The organism is Mycobacterium sp. DL592, assembly GCF_011694515.1.
Classification (GTDB): domain Bacteria; phylum Actinomycetota; class Actinomycetes; order Mycobacteriales; family Mycobacteriaceae; genus Mycobacterium.
In genome coordinates, this window is the sequence record NZ_CP050192.1 from 2850604 (window position 1) to 2868969 (window position 18366).

At 68.3% G+C, this 18366-nt stretch carries 16 protein-coding genes; 5 read left to right on the forward strand and 11 right to left on the reverse strand.

All coding sequences use genetic code 11. From position 1 onward, the window contains the following. Window positions 1-5: 5 nt before the first annotated feature. From HBE64_RS13685 to HBE64_RS13695, 3 genes are all read right to left on the reverse strand, one after another. Window positions 6-464, reverse strand: a complete 459-nt coding sequence (locus tag HBE64_RS13685; RefSeq protein ID WP_208300471.1) for a hypothetical protein — start codon at window positions 462-464, stop codon at window positions 6-8. Window positions 465-565: 101 nt separating this feature from the next. Then, entirely contained in the window at window positions 566-1825 is a 1260-nt protein-coding gene (gene hisS / locus HBE64_RS13690; RefSeq protein WP_167102945.1) for a histidine--tRNA ligase, read from the reverse strand. Further along, a complete protein-coding gene (locus tag HBE64_RS13695; protein ID WP_167102948.1) occupies window positions 1822-2511 on the reverse strand; it encodes an MBL fold metallo-hydrolase in 690 nt (229 codons plus the stop codon). The genes hisS and HBE64_RS13695 overlap by 4 nt, the downstream gene beginning before the upstream one ends. A 115-nt stretch (window positions 2512-2626) precedes the next feature. Here HBE64_RS13695 and HBE64_RS13700 point away from each other — a divergent pair, with 115 nt between their 5' ends. Both HBE64_RS13700 and HBE64_RS13705 read left to right on the forward strand, forming a co-directional pair. Continuing rightward, window positions 2627-3523 (forward strand): peptidylprolyl isomerase, encoded by an 897-nt coding sequence (locus tag HBE64_RS13700; protein ID WP_167102951.1) that lies wholly within the window; start codon window positions 2627-2629, stop codon window positions 3521-3523. 6 nt (window positions 3524-3529) lie between these two features. Further along, the gene (locus tag HBE64_RS13705) at window positions 3530-4546 is read left to right on the forward strand and encodes a peptidylprolyl isomerase (RefSeq protein WP_167102954.1); all 1017 of its coding nucleotides are present in this window, start codon (window positions 3530-3532) and stop codon (window positions 4544-4546) included. 7 nt (window positions 4547-4553) lie between these two features. On the opposite strand, the gene HBE64_RS13710 is transcribed toward HBE64_RS13705, so the two are convergent. The 8 genes from HBE64_RS13710 to yajC all read right to left on the reverse strand — a co-directional run bounded on the left by HBE64_RS13710 (window position 4554) and on the right by yajC (window position 14538). Then, complete coding sequence (locus tag HBE64_RS13710; RefSeq protein ID WP_167102957.1) at window positions 4554-5432, reverse strand: 3-keto-5-aminohexanoate cleavage protein; 879 nt, start codon at window positions 5430-5432, stop codon at window positions 4554-4556. Window positions 5433-5661: 229 nt separating this feature from the next. Continuing rightward, complete coding sequence (locus HBE64_RS13715) at window positions 5662-6429, reverse strand: SDR family oxidoreductase (RefSeq protein ID WP_167102960.1); 768 nt, start codon at window positions 6427-6429, stop codon at window positions 5662-5664. Between the two features lie 2 nt (window positions 6430-6431). Continuing rightward, entirely contained in the window at window positions 6432-8786 is a 2355-nt protein-coding gene (locus tag HBE64_RS13720; protein WP_167102963.1) for a bifunctional (p)ppGpp synthetase/guanosine-3',5'-bis(diphosphate) 3'-pyrophosphohydrolase, read from the reverse strand. A gap of 43 nt (window positions 8787-8829) precedes the next feature. Beyond that, window positions 8830-9360 (reverse strand): adenine phosphoribosyltransferase, encoded by a 531-nt coding sequence (locus HBE64_RS13725; RefSeq protein WP_167102966.1) that lies wholly within the window; start codon window positions 9358-9360, stop codon window positions 8830-8832. After that, on the reverse strand, window positions 9357-11018 hold the full coding sequence (locus HBE64_RS13730; RefSeq protein WP_167102969.1) for an ABC transporter substrate-binding protein: 1662 nt from the start codon (window positions 11016-11018) through the stop codon (window positions 9357-9359). Before HBE64_RS13730 ends, HBE64_RS13725 begins: the two co-directional genes overlap by 4 nt. A 6-nt stretch (window positions 11019-11024) precedes the next feature. Continuing rightward, window positions 11025-12269: a protein translocase subunit SecF gene (gene secF / locus HBE64_RS13735; RefSeq protein WP_167102972.1), complete on the reverse strand. Its 1245-nt coding sequence runs from the start codon at window positions 12267-12269 to the stop codon at window positions 11025-11027. Window positions 12270-12273: 4 nt separating this feature from the next. Continuing rightward, window positions 12274-14103 carry a protein translocase subunit SecD gene (secD, locus tag HBE64_RS13740; RefSeq protein WP_167102975.1) on the reverse strand — a complete coding sequence of 610 codons (1830 nt, stop codon included), beginning with the start codon at window positions 14101-14103 and terminating at the stop codon, window positions 12274-12276. A gap of 99 nt (window positions 14104-14202) precedes the next feature. After that, on the reverse strand, window positions 14203-14538 hold the full coding sequence (gene yajC / locus HBE64_RS13745) for a preprotein translocase subunit YajC (protein ID WP_167102978.1): 336 nt from the start codon (window positions 14536-14538) through the stop codon (window positions 14203-14205). 160 nt (window positions 14539-14698) lie between these two features. Between yajC and HBE64_RS13750 the strand changes: the two genes are divergently transcribed. From HBE64_RS13750 to HBE64_RS13760, 3 genes are all read left to right on the forward strand, one after another. After that, window positions 14699-15373, forward strand: coding sequence for a nitroreductase family protein (locus HBE64_RS13750; RefSeq protein ID WP_167102981.1), 675 nt, complete (start codon window positions 14699-14701; stop codon window positions 15371-15373). Between the two features lie 151 nt (window positions 15374-15524). Beyond that, window positions 15525-16865 carry a 4-aminobutyrate--2-oxoglutarate transaminase gene (gene gabT, locus HBE64_RS13755; protein WP_167102984.1) on the forward strand — a complete coding sequence of 447 codons (1341 nt, stop codon included), beginning with the start codon at window positions 15525-15527 and terminating at the stop codon, window positions 16863-16865. Between the two features lie 9 nt (window positions 16866-16874). Further along, complete coding sequence (locus HBE64_RS13760) at window positions 16875-18308, forward strand: gamma-aminobutyraldehyde dehydrogenase (RefSeq protein ID WP_167102987.1); 1434 nt, start codon at window positions 16875-16877, stop codon at window positions 18306-18308. Window positions 18309-18366 lie beyond the last annotated feature (58 nt).

Genomic DNA, 18366 nt, shown 5'->3' on the forward strand with positions numbered 1-18366 from the left:
AAGGCTCACCCCGCGTCGAGCAGATGCGTCGTCCCGCCCGGCGCGGAACTCACCGACGCCTTGAGCCGGCCGAACAGATCGATCGCCGACTGGATGCTCTGGTCGACGACGCTCCCGAAATCGCCACCGGCCGCGGTGCTGAAGCGGCGTGCCGCGACGACCCCGACCAGACGGGGATCCGACGAAGCGAACACCGTCGCCGTCACCGGCGGGGCAGACGCATTCCACTGCGACGCCAGGGCTGCCACCGTAGCGCGGGCCGCAGCCGGGTAGTAGCGCTCGGCGGTGATACTGATCTTCACCATGCGCCGGTCGGGGCCGCACGGTTCGAGGTGCACGTGCAGCCTGCCGTGGTAGGCGTTGACGAGGAAGAAGTACTCGTCGTCATGGTGGCCGCGGAAGTACCGCACCTGCCGGGTGCGCAGGTAACGCTCGATCAGTTCCGCGCCGAACTCGATGGTCATATCCAGCAAACGCGTCAAAGACCGGGCACAGTTCCCGTCAACACCGTGGTAGAGCCAAGAATCTGGTGAGAATTCGGTAAGTCGCGCACTGCGCGCAGCGACTAGGTCAGCTTCGCGAGAATCTCGGCGATCACCGAGTCGACCGCCACGTCGACCTGTTCGCCGTTCGACAGGTCCTTGATGCCGACGGTGCCGGCCTCAATGTCACGGTCCCCCGCGACCAGCGCGAGGCGGGCACCCGAGCGGTCCGCCGCCCGCATCGCGCCCTTGATGCCGCGGTCGCCGTAGGCCAGATCGACCCGCACACCCGAGGCTCGAAGCCTGGCCGCGATCGTCGCCAGCGCCAGCTTGGCCTGCTCCCCCAGCGGAACACCGAAGACCTCGCAGCGGCTGGTGTTGCCCACCGTTTTTCCTTCGGCCCGCAGCGCCAGCACCGTGCGGTCGACACCCAGCCCGAAGCCGATCCCGGACAGGTCCTGGCCGCCGAGCTGACGCATCAGCCCGTCGTAGCGGCCACCGCCGCCGATCCCGGACTGTGCACCCAGACCGTCGTGCACGAACTCGAACGTGGTCTTGGTGTAGTAGTCCAGCCCGCGCACCATCCGCGGGTTGATCACATAGGGCACCCCGAGTGCGTCGAGGTGGGCCAGCACCGTCTCGAAATGAGCTTTGGCGACATCGGAGAGGTGGTCGAGCATCACCGGAGCAGCAGCCGTCATCTCCTTCACGTGCGGGCGCTTGTCGTCGAGCACCCGCAGCGGGTTGATCTCGGCGCGACGGCGGGTGTCCTCGTCGAGATCCAGTCCGAACAGGAACTCCTGCAGCAGCTCGCGGTATTGCGGGCGGCAGGTGTCGTCACCCAGCGAGGTGATTTCGAGCCGGAAGCCGTCCAGGCCGAGCGAGCGGAAGCCGGCGTCGGCGATCGCGATCACCTCGGCGTCCAGGCCGGGGTCGTCGACCCCGATCGCTTCGATACCGACCTGCTGCAGCTGGCGGTAGCGGCCGGCCTGCGGGCGTTCGTAGCGGAAGAACGGCCCGGCGTAGCAGAGCTTGACCGGCAGCGCGCCGCGGTCCAGGCCGTGCTCGATCACCGCGCGCATGACGCCGGCGGTGCCCTCCGGGCGCAGCGTCACCGACCGTTCGCCGCGGTCGGCGAAGGTGTACATCTCCTTGGACACCACGTCGGTGGACTCACCCACCCCGCGGGCGAACAGCGCGGTGTCCTCGAAGATCGGCAGCTCGATATCGCCGTAGCCGGCGCGCCGCGCCGCGCTCAGCAAGCCGTCGCGGACCGCGACGAACTCGGCGGATTCCGGCGGCAGGTAATCGGGGACACCCTTGGGTGCCTGGAATTCGCTCACAGAGTCAGACCTTCGAGGAACGGGTTGGTGCGGCGCTCGAGACCGATGGTGGTCGATTCACCGTGCCCTGGAAACACCAGGGTGTCGTCGTCGAGCACCAGCAGTTTGTCGACGATGGAACCCAGCAGGGCGTTGCCGCTGCCGCCGGGCAGGTCGGTGCGCCCGACCGACTGCTTGAACAACGTATCCCCGGTGAAGGCCATGCTCATCCCTGGGTCGCTGCGCTCCTGCCCGCCGGAGTCGTCCACCCGGAACACCACCGACCCGCGGGTGTGCCCCGGCGTGTGGTCGACGGTGACGCTGAGCCCGGCGAAGTCGAGCACCTCGCCATCGCGGTCGAGTTCGACCACCTGCTTGGGCTCGCGGAACAACGCGCCGAGCGCGACCTGGCCCAGCCGAGGACCGAGACCGCGAATCGGGTCGGCCAGCATGTGCCGATCCTCGGGATGGATGAACGCCGGGCAGCCGAACGTGTCGGCCACCTTCTGCGCCGACCAGATGTGGTCGATGTGGCCGTGGGTCAACAACACCGCCGCCGGCGTGAGCCGGTTCTCGTCGAGGATGCGCCGCAACGTTCCCATCGCGCGCTGACCGGGGTCGACGACGATGGCGTCCGACCCCTTGCGCGGGGCCAGCACGTAGCAGTTACACGCCAACATGCCGGCCGGGAACCCGGTGAGCAACACGTCATCCAGTCTCCCATCCTGGAGTTCCTGAGGGTCGCGCCCCCTCGCCTCAGGATTAGCTGGCACACTCGGTGCCGACTCAACCAGACTCACTGCACGACGGAGGCTCACGGCGGTGCCCACCAACGAACAGCGACGCGCAACGGCCAAGCGCAAACTCGAGCGGCAGCTGGAACGCCGGGAACAACAGGCCAAGCGACGCCGGCTGCTGGCCATCATCGGCGGAATCGTGGCGGTTGCCGCGGCTGTGGCGTTGGTCGTCACCTTCGTCCTGACCGACAAGGACAAGAAGGGCAACGACACCAGCACCGCTGCCTCGTCGGCGCCCCCGAGTCCGGGAGCGCCGTCCGCTGCGACCCCGCTGGTTCGCGGCGGCGCCGATCAGCTTCCGGCCTTCAAGGCACCCGCCGACCTCGGCGCCAACTGCCAGTACCCGGCCGCGGGCCCGGCCAGTAAACCGGTCGAACCGCCGAAGTCCGGCCAGGTTCCCACCGACCCGGCCACGATCAGCGTCAGCATGGCCACCAACCAGGGCAACATCGGCCTGGTCCTGAACAACGGCGAGGCGACGTGCACCGTCAACAGCTTCGTCAGCCTGGCCCAGAAGGGGTTCTTCAACGACACCCCCTGCCACCGCCTGACGACCTCGCCGTCGCTGGCCGTGCTGCAGTGCGGTGACCCGAGTGGCAGCGGGTCAGGCGGGCCGGGCTACGAGTTCGCCAACGAGTACCCGACCAATCAGTACGCCAAGGACGACCCGGCGTTGCAGAAGCCGGTGCTCTACCCGCGCGGGTCGCTGGCTATGGCCAACGCCGGCCCGAACACCAACGGCAGCCAGTTCTTCCTGGTCTACAAGGACTCGCAGCTCCCCCCGAACTACACCGTGTTCGGCACGATCGACGCGACCGGGCTGGCGACGCTCGACAAGATCGCCGCCGAAGGCGTGGCGGGCGGCGGCCAGGACGGCAAGCCGAAGGCCGACGTCCAGATCAAGTCGGTGCTGCTCGATTAGGCAGGGATGACACAGCCGCCGTACTACCCTCCGCCACCGCCGCCGGGCGCACCGCCGCCCTACGGTCCTGGACCTGGGCCTTACCCGTATCCGGCGCCGCCGACCACCAACGGGATGGCGATCGCATCGCTGGTCTGTGCGTTCCTCTTCGCCCCGTTGGGCATCGTGTTCGGCCACATCTCGCTGTCCCAGATCAAGCGGACCGGTGAGGAAGGCCGCGGTCTCGCGATCGCCGGGCTCGTGATCAGCTACCTGGTGACGGTGGTGACGATCGTGGCGGTGATCGCCGGCATCGCACTGTTCGGGTGGATGGCCACCGTGCTGCGCGACGAGGCCGCCCGCAACGGCGGCGCCGGGATCCCGCGCAGCGCACCCGGGCCCGGCGGCGACCAGCTGCCACCGTTCAAGCCGCCGGCTGGCCTGGGCGCCAACTGCACCTACCCTGCGACGGTCACCCCGGCGGACAAGGCGGTCAAGCCGCCGCGGTCCGGCAAGGTGCCGACCGTCCCGGCCACAGTGAACGCGACGATGACCACCAACGCGGGCACTATCGGCCTGACCCTGGACAACGCCAAGGCGCCGTGCACCGTCAACAGCTTCGTCAGCCTGGCCCAGCAGGGCTACTTCGACGGCACCCCGTGCCATCGGCTGACCGCCTCAGCGTCGCTGGCAGTACTGCAGTGCGGCGACCCGACCGGCACCGGCCAGGGCGGGCCCGGCTACCGCTTCGCCAACGAGTACCCGACCAACCAGTACCGTCCATTCGACCCGGCTCTGCAACAGGCCATCGAATATCCGCGCGGCACACTGGCAATGGCCAACGCCGGGCCGGATTCCAACGGCAGCCAGTTCTTCATCGTGTACCGGGATTCGCTGTTGCCGCCGACGTATACGGTGTTCGGCCGGGTCGACGAGACCGGGCTGGCGACGGTGGACGCGATCGCCGGCGAGGGTATCGTCGGCGATCCCGAGGACGGGCGACCGAAGAACAAGGTGGTCGTCGCTTCGGTCCGGCTGGACTGATCCGGCGCTATCGGTCCCGCGCGGGTATCCCGAGGATGGCCGCGGCCTGATCGGGGGTGGCCACCGGACGGCCGGCCTGCGCGCACAACTCGACAGCCTCGGTGATCAGTTCGACGTTGGTCGGGGTGCGGTCGCCGCCGTAGAACTCCAGCCCGACATGCAGGTGCCCGCCGCGCTCGAGGGCGAGCGTGGCGACGCGGTTGGCGCACAGGTCACCGCCGACCACCGAGACCGCCCACGGAATGTCGCATCCCTCAAGCATTTCCATGTAGGCCTCGAACGCCCGCTCGGTGGGCGGCAGGCCGAAGGGTGCGCCGAGATATCCCCGGTCAGTGGAGAAGTACAACTTGATCATGGCGCCCCTCGGCAGCCGGCCGGCCCGCCACCAGGCCAGCGCGGCGCGCAGGAATCCGGGTTCGTAAATCGCCAGGCTCGGGCCGACGTTGGTGGCGTGGCAGATGTCGAAGGCGTGGGCGACCGTGTCGAAGGAGTTGCGGTAGATCATCGAACCGGCAGGCAGTCCTTCGGCGTTGGTGTAGCCGAGGTTGACCGACCCGGGATCGGTCACACCCAGGCGCATCCCGCGGGCCGCCAGCGGGACGAGGTGCTCGTAGGACGGCGAGTACGTCTCGTCGAGATGAATTGTCGGATACAGCAACGCATCCGGACGCTGCGTGAGGATCGGCTGCCACGCTTCGACATAGCGGTCGGCAGCCTCGTCCACACCGATCCCGACCCGGTCGATGTGGTTGTGGATGATCGAGGCGCCCGCCTGCATGCACGCCAAGGCGTCGGCGACGATCTCGGGTGGCTCGACGGGCACATTCGGGTTGGTCTTCTTCGTGGTGACGCCGTTGATGGCGCATTCGATGATGACCGGTTCCATGTGCGCTCCTCTCCTACCGGCAGGCTATCCGGCGAGCGGTCCCAAACTCGCATAGCGGGGCCCGGATTCGTGCGATTTTCAGGCTGCTCGCGCGCCGGACGTCAGCTGTGGAAGGCGCCGGCCTGCCCCTTGGCGGTCGGCGGGGCGTCGATCGTCGGGACTGTTCGCCATGACCGCGGATTCGCCGGGGAAACCGGCGGAGTCACGGGATCGACCGCCGCGACGGCGCTCAGTTCCGGCCGCCCATCAGCCGCCCCGTCACCGTGATCAGTAGCCGCCGCGGCACCAGCCTGGTGAGCAGGTGCGCGGTGACGGCGTTGCTCAGCCCGTCGACGAAACTCGGCTTGCCGCCTCCGAGTTCGCGGATGGTGCGCTCGACGACCTGGTGCGCCGAACGCTTCTTGCCCAGCGCCGCCGATTCGCCTGCGATGTCGAAGAATTCGGTGTCAGTCGCACCGGGGCACACCGCGAGCACACGGATGCCGTGCGGCTTCTCCTCGGCCCACAGCGCCTCGCTGAACGACAGCACGAACGCCTTGGTCGCCCCGTAGACCGCCATGTGCGGCACCGGCTGAAAGCCGGCCGTGGAGGCGATGTTCACGATCGTGCCGCGGCCCCGTGACCGCATCCCGGGCAGGTAGCGCGCCGTCAGGTCGACCAGCGTGGCGCAGTTGAGCTGGATCTCGTCGGCCAGCCGCTGCGGGTCGGCGTCGACGACATCGCCGTGCGTGCCGAACCCGGCGTTGTTGACCAGCACGTCGACCGTGATGCCCGCCGCCTCGGTGGCCGAGACCAGCTCGGCGCCCGCGCCCGGCACGGCCAGGTCGCGGGCGAAGACGGTGACGGTTACGTGGTGCGCCGCGCGCAGCTCGGCCGCCAGCGCTTCCAGTGCATCCTGGCGGCGGGCGACCAGCACCAGGTCATCCCCGCGTGCGGCGAATGCCCGCGCGTACTCGGCGCCGAGCCCAGCCGAAGCCCCGGTGATCAGTGTCGCCATCGTCACGCCGCGCTGGTGACTCGGTAGACGTCGTAGACGCCTTCGACGTTGCGCACCGTGTTGAGCACATGCCCCAGATGCTTGGGGTCACCCATCTCGAACGTGAAGCGGCTGATGGCCACTCGGTCGTTGGAGGTGGTCACCGACGCCGAAAGGATGTTGACCCGCTCATCGGCCAGCACGCGGGTGACATCGGAGAGCAGCCGATGCCGGTCGAGCGCCTCGACCTGGATCGCTACCAGGAACACCGATGTGGGCGAGGGCGCCCAGTGCACCTCGATGATGCGTTCGGCCTGCTGCTGCAGGGAGGTGGCGTTGGTGCAGTCGGTGCGGTGCACGCTGACCCCGCCGCCGCGGGTGACGAAGCCCATGATGTTGTCCCCGGGCACCGGCGTGCAGCACTTGGCCAGTTTGGTCAGCGTTCCGGGCGCACCGGGCACCGCCACCCCGGTGTCGTCGTTGTTGCGTTGACGCACCGGCATGGTAGCCGGCGTATACCGTTCGGCCAGTTCGTCTTCGGCGCTGTCGGTCCCACCGAGCTGGGCGACCAGCCGCTGTACCACGTGCCGTGGCGAGACGTGCCCCTCCCCCACGGCCGTATAGAGTGCCGACACGTCGGCGTACCGCAGCTCCTGGGCCAGGGCCGCCATCGCCTCGCCATTGACCAAGCGCTGCAACGGAAGTCCACCCCGGCGCACCTCACGGGCGATGGAATCCTTGCCCGCCTCCAGCGCCTCCTCGCGGCGCTCCTTGGCGAACCACTGCCGAATCTTGGCCTTGGCGCGTGGCGACACGACGAAGGTCTGCCAGTCCCGCGACGGCCCGGCATTCGGGGCCTTGGAGGTGAAAACTTCGACCACTTCGCCGTTTTCGAGCTTGCGCTCCAGTGCCACCAGCCGACCGTTGACCCGGGCGCCGATGCACCGGTGACCGACCTCGGTGTGCACGGCGTAGGCGAAGTCCACCGGGGTGGACCCGGCGGGCAGGGTGATCACGTCACCCTTGGGAGTGAAGACGAAGATCTCTTGGACGGCCAGGTCGTAGCGCAGCGACTCGAGGAATTCGCCGGGGTCGGCGGCTTCTCGTTGCCAGTCGAGCAGCTGGCGCATCCAGGCCATGTCGTCGATCTCGGCGGCGGTTTGCGGATGCGGAACTCCGTTGCGGCCCTTGGATTCCTTGTAGCGCCAGTGCGCGGCGATGCCGTACTCGGCGGTGCGGTGCATGTCGCGGGTGCGGATCTGCACCTCCAGCGGTTTGCCCTCCGGGCCGACGACGGTGGTGTGCAGCGACTGGTACACCCCGTAGCGGGGCTGGGCGATGTAGTCCTTGAACCGGCCCGGCATCGGCTGCCACAGCGAATGCACCACGCCCACAGCGGCATAGCAGTCGCGGATCTCGTCGCACAGGATGCGCACACCGACCAGGTCGTGGATGTCGTCGAAATCGCGGCCCTTGACGATCATCTTCTGATAGATCGACCAGTAGTGCTTTGGCCTGCCCTCGACGACCGCGCCGATCTTCATCCCGGACAGCGCGCTGTTGATCTCGGCACGTACCTTGGCCAGATAGGTGTCGCGTGACGGCGCCCGGTCGGCGACCAGGCGGACGATCTCGTCGTAGCGCTTGGGGTGCAGGATCGCGAACGACAGATCCTCCAGCTCCCACTTGACGGTGGCCATTCCCAGCCGATGAGCAAGTGGGGCAATGACTTCCAGCGTCTCGCGGGCCTTGCGGGCCTGCTTCTCCGGCGGCAGGAACCGCATGGTGCGCATGTTGTGCAGCCGGTCGGCGACCTTGATCACCAGCACCCGCGGGTCACGTGCCATCGCGATGATCATCTTGCGGATGGTCTCGCCCTCGGCGGCGCTGCCCAGCACGACCTTGTCCAGCTTGGTGACGCCGTCGACCAGATGGCCGACCTCCTCGCCGAAGTCGGCTGTCAGCGCCTCCAGCGTGTATCCGGTGTCCTCGACAGTGTCGTGCAGCAGCGCGGCCACCAGCGTGGTGGTGTCCATCCCGAGTTCGGCCAGGATGTTGGCGACCGCCAGGGGGTGGGTGATGTACGGGTCACCCGAGCGGCGCAACTGGTCGGCGTGCTTGGCTTCGGCGACGTCGTAGGCGCGTTGCAGGAAGGCCAGATCGGCCTTGGGGTAGATCTCGCGGTGCACGGCAACCAGCGGCTCGAGCACGGGGTTGAGCGTGCTGCGCTGCGAGGTCATCCGCCGAGCCAGTCGCGCGCGGACCCGCCGCGATGCGCTACTGGTGGTCTTGGGGGTCTCCACCCGCGGCTCAGCGGGCGGAATCTCGGCGACCGGCAGGGGCTGGACCGCCGCGCCTGTGCCCTGTTCGTCAGCCATGGTCACCTCCTCGCGCTCGCTCCCGTAGAGCGAGGATATCGCCTCAGATGCTGCGCAAGCTGCGGACCGGCAGCGGCGCGATGTTTTCGCGTCCGCCAAGCGCGGCCAGCTCCAGCACCACCGCGGCCACCGGCACCTCGGCGCCGGCGGTGATCAGCAGGTCACGTGCCGCGGCGATGGTGCCGCCGGTGGCCAGCACGTCGTCGATGATCACGATCCGCCGCCCGGCCAGGTCGATGCCGTCGGCCGGGATCTCCAGCGTCGCGGTGCCGTACTCCAGGTCGTAGGTGCGGCTGTGCACCGGCGGGGGCAGCTTTCCGCCCTTGCGGATGGCGAGCACACCGATGCCCAGGCGGTGGGCCACCGCGCCGCCGAGTAGGAAGCCGCGGGCGTCGATCCCGGCGACCAGGTCGGCCCCGTACGCGATCTCGGCCAGCGCGCCGGTCACCACCGCGAATCCGTGGGTGTCGGCCAGCACCGGGGTGAGGTCCTTGAACTGGATGCCCGGTTCCGGGAAGTCGGGCACCTCGCGGGTCAGCGAGGCGATGACGTCTGCGACTGACTCAGCTGTCACTGTTCAAACACCCATCGGTCCATGTTCCAGCCCGCGCCCCATTTGGTCGGATTGCCTTCTACGGCATACATCTTCTTCGACGCCATCACCGTGCGCTGCTGACGGTACAGCGGCAGCGTGGGCATGTCGCCCCACAGGATCGGTGAGCTGTCCCCGAGCAGTCGCGCCTGCTCCTTGAGATCGGTGGTGACCGCCAACGCCGAGATGATCCCGTCGATCTGCGGGTTGGAGTAGCCGGGCAGGTTGTTGCCGTTGCCGCTGAATAACGTATAGGCGTCCATGGCCGACGAGCCGGTGGAGCCGCTGCCGGTCGCGCCGCCGGTACTGGCCAGCAGCATGTCGATACCACCGTCGCGCAGCGTCTGCGGACCGGTGGTGTCCGACGTCGCGTCCACCACGGTGATACCGGCCGCTGCACAGGATTTGGTGATCGCCCCGACGGTGGCGGCCAGCCGGGGGTTAGGTGCCTGATAACCGATCCGCACGGTCAGCGGCTGACCGTTGAGCGAGGCGCGGGCAGCGTCGGCATTGGCCGCCCCGAACTGGCCCACCACGGCGTTCCCCTCGACACCGGTGTAGGCGTTGTCGTCGGCCGGGTTGAGCCGGGAGTTGGAGATCGGCGCCTCGGCGTTGAGCGCGATGAGGTCGCGCGGGGTGCACAGCGCCACCGCGCGCCGGGCCGGCGGCCCGGCCAGCGGACCCTCGGCGGCGAAGATGAGCTGCTCGATGCCGCCGGAGGGGATCTCGAAGCGGTCGTAGTCGTCCGGGGTCGTCAGGGTGCCCGACGACCCGGTGGCCACGTCGACGACCTGGAAGGTGCCGTTGTTGAGGCGGTCCTGCACGTCGACCCCGCGCGGCCACACCGTGACCCGCTTGGTGACGGGTTTGGCACCCCACCAGCGGTCGTTTGCGGTCAGCACGACCGCACCTTCGGGCAGCACCGAGTCGATCTTGTACGGACCCGACGACGGGAACTTCTTGAGGTCGGCACCCTTCATCCCGGGCTTGAGGTCCCAGGTGGTGTTCCAGGCCTGCGCGATGCGGTCGACGGCCGCGGGGTCACCGGCCTGCAGCACCTGGGTGACGCTGAGCCCGAGTTCGTCGTCGAGGATGTGCGAGGGCATCAGCGACGTCGCGGTGAACAACTGCATGTAGTCGGTGATCGACCGGCCGGGCGCGAAGCTCACCCTGGCTTTCTTCTGGCCGGGCTGGCAGTCGACTGACTCGATGTCGATGTAGCCGGCGCGGCTGGCGGCGGCGAAGGCCGGGAAGCGCCCCGACTGGGCGGCCCACGCCAGCACCATGTCGTCGCACGTCACCGGCTTGCCGTCGGAGTACACGGCGTTGTCGGCGATCTGATAGTCGAGCACCAGCGGGTCGCGGCCGACCACCGCGACCGAACCGAAGTCGTGGTCGGCCAGCGGCTGGCCGTCCGGGCCGTGGATGGTGAACCCGGCCAGCACCCGGGCGAAGGCCTGCGGGCCCGCCGACGCCGCCCCGGTGACGGTGTTGGTGTTGTAGCTGACCAGCGTGCCGTCGACGGCGTAGTTGACCTGTTCGGCGGCGCTGCCGGTGCAGGCGCTGAGCGTGCCGGCGGCGAGAACTCCCACGACAGCCGCCACCGAGATCGCGGCGGCGCCCCTGCGCCGGACAGCCATGTCGCGTTATCGCCCTCGGGTGCTGCGCTTGCCTGTCGGCCGGCCCGCGCGTGAGCTGGACGGCCGGACCGGACGCGCGCCGGGTGCCGGCTTGTTGCCCACCGCAGCGGACACCGGCTCGGCCGCGCCGTCGACGTCGTCGCCGGTGACCTCGGCGGCAGCGGCGGCGACAGTGGCCGCCGGCTTGCGGCGGTTGATCACCCGGCGGGTGTGCGTGCGGACCTTGTCGGTGCGCTCACGCATGGTCACCAGCAGCGGTGTGGCGAAGAAGATCGACGAGTAGGTACCGACGATGATGCCGACCAGCTGAACCAGAGCCAGGTCCATGAGAGTGCCGACGCCCAGCAGCCAGACCGCCACCACGATGAGCGCCAGAATCGGCAGCACCGAGATGAGGCTGGTGTTGATCGACCGCATGAAGGTCTGGTTGACCGCCAGGTTGGCCTGCTCAGCGTAGGTTCGCCGGGTGGTGTGTTCGAAGCCGTGGGTGTTCTCCTCGACCTTGTCGAACACGATGACCGTGTCGTAAAGCGAGAAGCCCAGAATCGTCAACAGGCCGATCACCGTCGCAGGTGTCACCTCGAAGCCCACGATCGAGTACACGCCCGCGGTGACGACCAGGTCGAACACCAGCGTCGTCAGCGCCGAGATGGCCATGTACTTCTCGTAGCGCAGGGTGATGTAGATGGCGGCGAGCACGAGGAACACCACCAGCGCAATCAGCGCCTTCTTGGTGATCTGGCCACCCCAGGTTTCGGAGACCGCCGAGTCGCTGATCGCCGTCTCGCTGGGCTGGCCGTCGGCACCCTTGGGCTTGAACGCGTCGAACAGCGCGGTGCGCAGCTGGGCGGTCTGCTGATTGGTCAGCGTCTCCGAGCGGATCTGGATGGTCGCCGACGAGCCGTTGCCCACCTGGACCACGGCCTCGGGGCTCTTGCCGAGGGTCTTGCTGAACACGTCCTCGACCTGCTGGGTGGTGGCGATGCTGGTCGCACCCGCCACCGGCAGCGAGACCTTGGTGCCGCCTTCGAAGTCGATGCCGAAGGTGAAGCCCTTCAACACGATGCTGGCCACCGCGGCCGCCACGATCAGGCCGCTGATCGCGTACCACATCTTGCGCCGGCCGATGACCTCGAAGGCGCCGGTACCGGTGTAGAGGCGGACGAAGAAGTTGTGCCTGGGTGCGGCGGCTTCGAGGTCGGGCGCCTCGACGGCGGTGCTTTCGGTGTCTTCGGTCGTATCCCTGGCCATGTGCTTACCCCCGTTCCGTCACAGAAGCGGCAGCGCGACGTTCCCGGGCGATCTGCTGCACCGCCCCGAGACCGTTGAATGCCGGTTTCGCCATCGTCGGCGACTTGGAGGCCAGGTAGATCAGCGGCCAGGTCACCAGGAACACCACGACCACGTCGAGGATCGTCGTCAGGCCGAGGGTGAACGCGAAGCCCTTCACCTGGCCGACCGCCAGGAAGTAGAGCACCGCGGCGGCGAGGAAGGTCACCGCGTTGCCGGATAGGATCGTCTTGCGGGCGCGTGCCCAGCCTCGTGGCACGGCCGAGCGGAACGAACGCCCTTCCCGGATCTCGTCTTTGATGCGTTCGAAGAGCACCACGAACGAGTCGGCCGTCGTACCGATACCGATGATCAGACCGGCGATACCGGCCAGGTCGAGTGTGTAGTTGATGTATCTGCCGAGCAGCACCAGGATGCCGAACACCATGGCGCCGGAGGCCACCAGCGACAGCGCCGTCAGTACACCCAGCACCCGGTAGTACAGCAGCGAGTACACCAGCACCAGCGCCAGCCCGATCGCACCGGCGATCAAGCCGGCCCGCAGCGACGCCAATCCCAGTGTCGCCGAGACGGTTTCGGCTTCCGACGACTCGAACGACAGCGGCAGCGACCCGTACTTGAGGACGTTGGCCAGCTGCTTGGCGGTGTCGGCCGTGAACGGCGGGTTGCCACCGCTGATCTGGGTGCGCCCGCCCGGGATGGCTTCCCGGATCTGCGGTGCGCTGACGACCTGCGAGTCGAGCGTGAACGCGGTCTGGGTGCCGATGTTGGCGGCGGTGAAGTCGGCCCAGGTGGTGGCGGCCTGCTCCTTGAACTCCACGTCGACGACGTAGGCGCCGCTCTGGTTGTCCAGGCCGGAGGTGGCGTTCTTGATCTGGTCGCCGCTGATGATCGACTTGTCCAGCACGTAGACGTATTTGTGGTCTTCCGAGCACGTCACCAGCGGCAGGTTCGGGTCGTCGTTTCCGGCGAGCACGTCTTCCTGGTCGCAGCGGCCGGCCATGTACTGCACGGCCAGCAACAGCAGGTTCTGGTTGGTGCTCTGCCGCAGTTCCTTCTCGAACTTGATCCGCGCCGCGAGGTCCTTACGCGGATCCGGCGGGCCCGGCGGTGCGGGCGGGGCAGGCTGACCCGGAGCCGGAGCGGCGGGTGCGGCGCCCGGAGGTGCCGGCGCGGCGGGCTGGCCGGGCGCAGGGGTGGGCTCCGGCGTCGGCTCGAGCGGGAAAGGACGCGGCTGCGGCGCGGGGGCGGTGCCCGAGTCCGGGGCCGGAGCAGGAGCTGCTGGCGGTGGGGCGTCCGGGGCGGCACCGGGTGCGGGGGCACCGGGCGCAGGGGCGCCGGCCGGCGGTGCACCGGGCGGCGGCGCGCCGGCTCCGGGACGTTGACCGTTGGCCTGGGCCTTGATGGCCTCGACCGGGATCGGCTGCCCGATCACCGGGCGGATGAACAGTCGCGCGGTCTGGCCCAGGTTGCGGGCCTCGTTGCCGTCGTTGCCGGGAACGGTGATGACCAGGTTGTCGCCGTCGATCACTACCTCGGACCCCGACACGCCGAGACCGTTCACACGGGCACTGATGATCTGCTGAGCCTGGTTGAGGGCATCGCGGGTGGGCTTGGAGCCGTCCGGGGTACGCGCCGTCAGCGTGACGCGCGTACCGCCCTGCAGGTCAATGCCCAGTTTGGGTGCCGCATGCTTGTCACCGGTGAGGAAGACGAGCAGGTAGACCCCGATGAGCAGGACCAGGAACAGCGTCAGGTAGCGGTACGGATGCACCGGCGCCGAAGACGATGCCACGTTGTTGTCTCTCCTAGGTGTGTGCCGCGATCCGCTCCGCAAGGTACCTGCGAGATCCGCCGTCGGTTCTCGCTAGAGGGTACGTGCCGAGCCTGGCGTTCAGTCTTTGGTCAGGCGGTCCGCGTCGCTTTCGGTTATTTCGGCAGCTCCAGACTCCGAATCCTCGACCTCGGGCACCTCGGGCTCGACGCGGTCCCGGATCGCCAGCTTCATCCAGGTGGTCACCACGCCGGGAGCGATCTCGAGGTCGACATTGTCATCGGTGATGCCGGTGATGGTGGCCTGCAGGCCGGAGGTGGTGTGCACGCGGTCGCCGACACGCAGGGACTCGTGCAGATCGATGGTGGCCTGCATGGCCTTGCGCTGGCGCCGGGACGCGAACCACATGAACGCGCCCATGATGATGATCAGGGGCAAAAAGACGACTAGATCCATGACAGCACTTTCATATCGGGTGCGGGGGTAATGCTCCGGGACCGATGGGCCACGGGCCTCATAGCTGACCAGTCTGCCATTGGCGGTGGCGGCTGTGACCGTCACGGTGTTGATCCCCAGGTCGCTTCGCCCCGGCCCGCCGGCCGGAGAAGATGGTCGGATGGACCTGATCGAGACGCTTCGCAGCACCGGGACGGTGCGGGAATTCACCGACGAACCAGTCGAGGACGCGGTGCTGGCACGCATCCTCGACACCGCCCGATTCGCGCCCAGTGGCGGCAACGCGCAGGCCTGGCGGGTGGTGGTCGTCAAGGATCCCGCGGTCCGGTCGCGGCTGCGGGATCTGTACTTGCCGGGCTGGACCGATTACCTGGCGATGAGCGCGGCCGGGCTGCGGCCGTGGTCACCAGTCAATGACCCCGGTGCCGAGCGCGCCGCGCTGGCCGCTGCCGGACCGGTCGGCCCGGTGCAGGGTTTCGCTGCCCACCTCGACACCGTTCCGGTACTGATCGCGTTGTTCGCCGACCTTTCCCAGCTGGCCGCGGTGGACCGCGACCTGGATCGCTATACGTTCGCCGGCGGTGCCTCGGTGTACCCGTTCGCCTGGAATCTGCTGCTGGCCGCGCGGGCCGAAGGCCTCGGCGGTGTCCTGACCACGATGCTCATCCAGCGGGAAGACGAGGTGAAGCAACTGCTGGGCGCCCAGGGGCCGCTGGCGCTGGCCGCCGTGATCGCCCTCGGGCACCCCGTTCACCAGCCCACGCGGTTGCGCCGCGGCCCGGTCGAGTCGTTCACCACCGTCGACCGGGTCGACGGACCCCCCTTACCGACATGACGCCACCGATTACGTTGATAATGGGTCTCAGAACGACGTAATCCATTTCATCCTGCGTCCTCGAACCGGGTTTTCAGTTGCAGTGCGCGCCCGCACCGATAGGCTCTGATCGCCCGCTTCGTCCAGCGCCGCACCGCCTAGGAGAACAGCTGTGACCACCCTCGAGCAGAGCCGCAAACTCGTCACCGAGATCCCCGGCCCCGTGTCGATCGAACTGTCCAAGCGCCGCGTGGCCGCGGTGTCGCGTGGTGTCGGCGTCACCATGCCGGTGTTCGCCGCGCGGGCGGGCGGCGGGATCATCGAGGACGTCGACGGCAACCGGCTGATCGACCTCGGCTCGGGCATCGCGGTGACCACCATCGGCAACTCCTCGCCGCGGGTGATCGACGCGGTGCGCGCCCAGGTCGCCGACTTCACCCACACATGTTTCATGGTGACGCCGTACGAGGAGTACGTCGCGGTCGCCGAGCACCTCAACCGCCTGACCCCCGGCTCTTACGCGAAGCGTTCAGCACTGTTCAACTCCGGGGCCGAGGCGGTGGAGAACGCCATCAAGGTGGCCCGCGCCTACACCCGCAAGACGGCGGTGGTGGCCTTCGACCACGCCTACCACGGCCGCACCAACCTCACGATGGCACTGACCGCCAAGTCGATGCCCTACAAGAGCGGTTTTGGCCCGTTCGCGCCCGAGGTGTACCGCGCGCCGATGTCCTATCCCTACCGCGACGGCCTGATCGACAAGGAGTGGGCCACCGACGGCGAGCTCGCCGCCGAGCGGGCACTCACGGTGATCGACAAGCAGATCGGTGCGGCCAATCTGGCGGCGATCATCATCGAGCCGATCCAGGGCGAGGGCGGCTTCATCGTTCCCGCACCGGGCTTCCTGCCGACGCTGCGCGCGTGGTGCTCGGACAACGACGTGGTGTTCATCGCCGACGAGGTGCAGTCCGGGTTCGCCCGCACCGGTGCGATGTTCGCCTGCGAGGACGAGGGCATCGAGCCCGACCTGATCGTCACCGCCAAGGGCATCGCCGACGGTCTGCCGCTGGCGGCGGTGACCGGGCGCGCCGAGATCATGGACGCCCCGCACATCAGCGGTCTGGGCGGCACCTACGGCGGCAACCCGGTGGCGTGCGCCGCGGCGCTGGCCACCATCGAGACCATCGAACTCGACGGGCTACTCGACCGCGCCAAGCACATCGAGAAGGTGATGAAGGACAAGCTCGGCCGGATCCAGGCCGACGACGACCGCATCGGCGACGTCCGCGGCCGCGGCGCGATGATCGCCGTGGAGCTGGTCAAGTCCGGCACCTCCGAGCCGGATCCCGAACTGACCAAAACCCTTGCCGCCAAAGCGCATTCGCAGGGCGTACTGGTACTCACCTGCGGCACATTCGGCAACATCCTGCGTTTCCTGCCGCCGCTGACCATCAGCGACGAACTGCTGACCGAAGGCCTCGACGTCCTGGCCGGCATCCTCGCCGACATCTAGGGAGTCCCGGTGACGACCGTCAAGAACTTCATCAACGGCGAACTCGTCGAGTCCGTCAGCGGCGGCACCATGCCGATCGTCGACCCGTCGACAGGTGAGAAGTACGGCACCGCACCGATTTCCAACGAGCAGGACATCGACAACGCGTATGCCGCGGCGTCGACTGCGTTCGCCGACTGGAAGCGCACCACCCCGTCGCATCGACAGAAGGCGCTGCTGGGCTTCGCCGACGACGTCGAGAGGTCCGCGGCCGATCTGGTTGCGGCCGAGGGACGTAACACCGGCAAGCCGAACCACGTGACACTGGCCGAAGAGATCCCGCCGATGCTCGACCAGATCCGGTTCTTCGCCGGTGCGGCGCGGATTCTGGAAGGCAAGTCCGCCGGTGAGTATCTGGAGAACCACACCTCCTGGATCCGCCGCGAGCCGGTCGGGGTGATCGGTCAGGTAGCGCCGTGGAACTACCCGATGATGATGGCCATCTGGAAGTTCTGCCCGGCCATCGCCGCGGGAAACACTGTGGTGCTCAAGCCCAGTGACACCACTCCGGTGTCCACGGTGATGCTGGCCGAGATCGCCGCCAAGCACTTCCCGCCCGGGGTGCTCAATGTCGTCTGCGGCGACCGCGTCACCGGCGCCGCGGTGGTGGCTCATCCGACCCCGCAGATGGTATCGATCACCGGTTCGGTCGCCGCCGGGCGCGCTGTGGCCGTCAGCGCCGGCGGCCACCTCAAGCGCACCCACCTCGAACTCGGCGGCAAGGCGCCGGTCATCGTCTTCGACGATGCCGACATCGGCGCCGCCGCAGAAGGTATCGCCGTCGCCGGATATTTCAACGCCGGCCAGGACTGCACCGCGGCCACCCGGGTGCTAGCCCGCGCCGGGATCGCCGAGGAGCTCACCGCAGCGCTGGCCGAGCAGGCCAAGAGTGCGACCACCACATTCGGCCGGGCCGCCGACGACGAGGACGCCTGGGTGCCGCCGGTCAACAACCCGAACCAGCTCGAGCGGGTGCTCGGGTTCCTCTCCGACGTGCCGTCGCACGCCACCGTCGCGGCGGGCGGAAACCGCCAGGGCGACAAGGGTTTCTACATCGAACCGACGGTCATCGGCGGACTGCGGCAGGGTGACCGTCACATCCAGGAAGAGATCTTCGGGCCGGTGATCACCGTGCAGTCCTTCGCCGACGAGGACGAGGCCATCAGCTGGGCCAACGGCGTCGAATACGGGCTCGCGTCCTCGGTGTGGACCAAGGACGTCTCACGCGCGCTGCGGGTCTCCGCTGCACTGGACTTCGGCTGCGTGTGGATCAACACCCACATCCCGCTGGTCGCCGAGATGCCGCACGGCGGATACAAGTCCTCCGGGCACGGCAAGGACCTGTCGATGTACGGCCTCGAGGACTACACCCGCATCAAGCACGTGATGGCCTACACGGGTTAGTTGGTGCGAACAGGCGCAAAATCGCACTCCACCAGTCGGGTTTGTGCGATTTTGCGCC

Excerpts from the sequence above, each read along its gene's own strand:
- HBE64_RS13685 (WP_208300471.1), bottom strand. The coding sequence starts at position 464 with ATGACCATCGAGTTCGGCGCGGAACTGATCGAGCGTTACCTGCGCACC.
- HBE64_RS13705 (WP_167102954.1), top strand. The coding sequence starts at position 3,530 with ATGACACAGCCGCCGTACTACCCTCCGCCACCGCCGCCGGGCGCACCG.
- HBE64_RS13710 (WP_167102957.1), bottom strand. The coding sequence starts at position 5,432 with ATGGAACCGGTCATCATCGAATGCGCCATCAACGGCGTCACCACGAAG.
- HBE64_RS13715 (WP_167102960.1), bottom strand. The coding sequence starts at position 6,429 with ATGGCGACACTGATCACCGGGGCTTCGGCTGGGCTCGGCGCCGAGTAC.
- HBE64_RS13720 (WP_167102963.1), bottom strand. The coding sequence starts at position 8,786 with ATGGCTGACGAACAGGGCACAGGCGCGGCGGTCCAGCCCCTGCCGGTC.
- HBE64_RS13730 (WP_167102969.1), bottom strand. The coding sequence starts at position 11,018 with ATGGCTGTCCGGCGCAGGGGCGCCGCCGCGATCTCGGTGGCGGCTGTC.
- secF (WP_167102972.1), bottom strand. The coding sequence starts at position 12,269 with ATGGCCAGGGATACGACCGAAGACACCGAAAGCACCGCCGTCGAGGCG.
- yajC (WP_167102978.1), bottom strand. The coding sequence starts at position 14,538 with ATGGATCTAGTCGTCTTTTTGCCCCTGATCATCATCATGGGCGCGTTC.
- HBE64_RS13750 (WP_167102981.1), top strand. The coding sequence starts at position 14,699 with ATGGACCTGATCGAGACGCTTCGCAGCACCGGGACGGTGCGGGAATTC.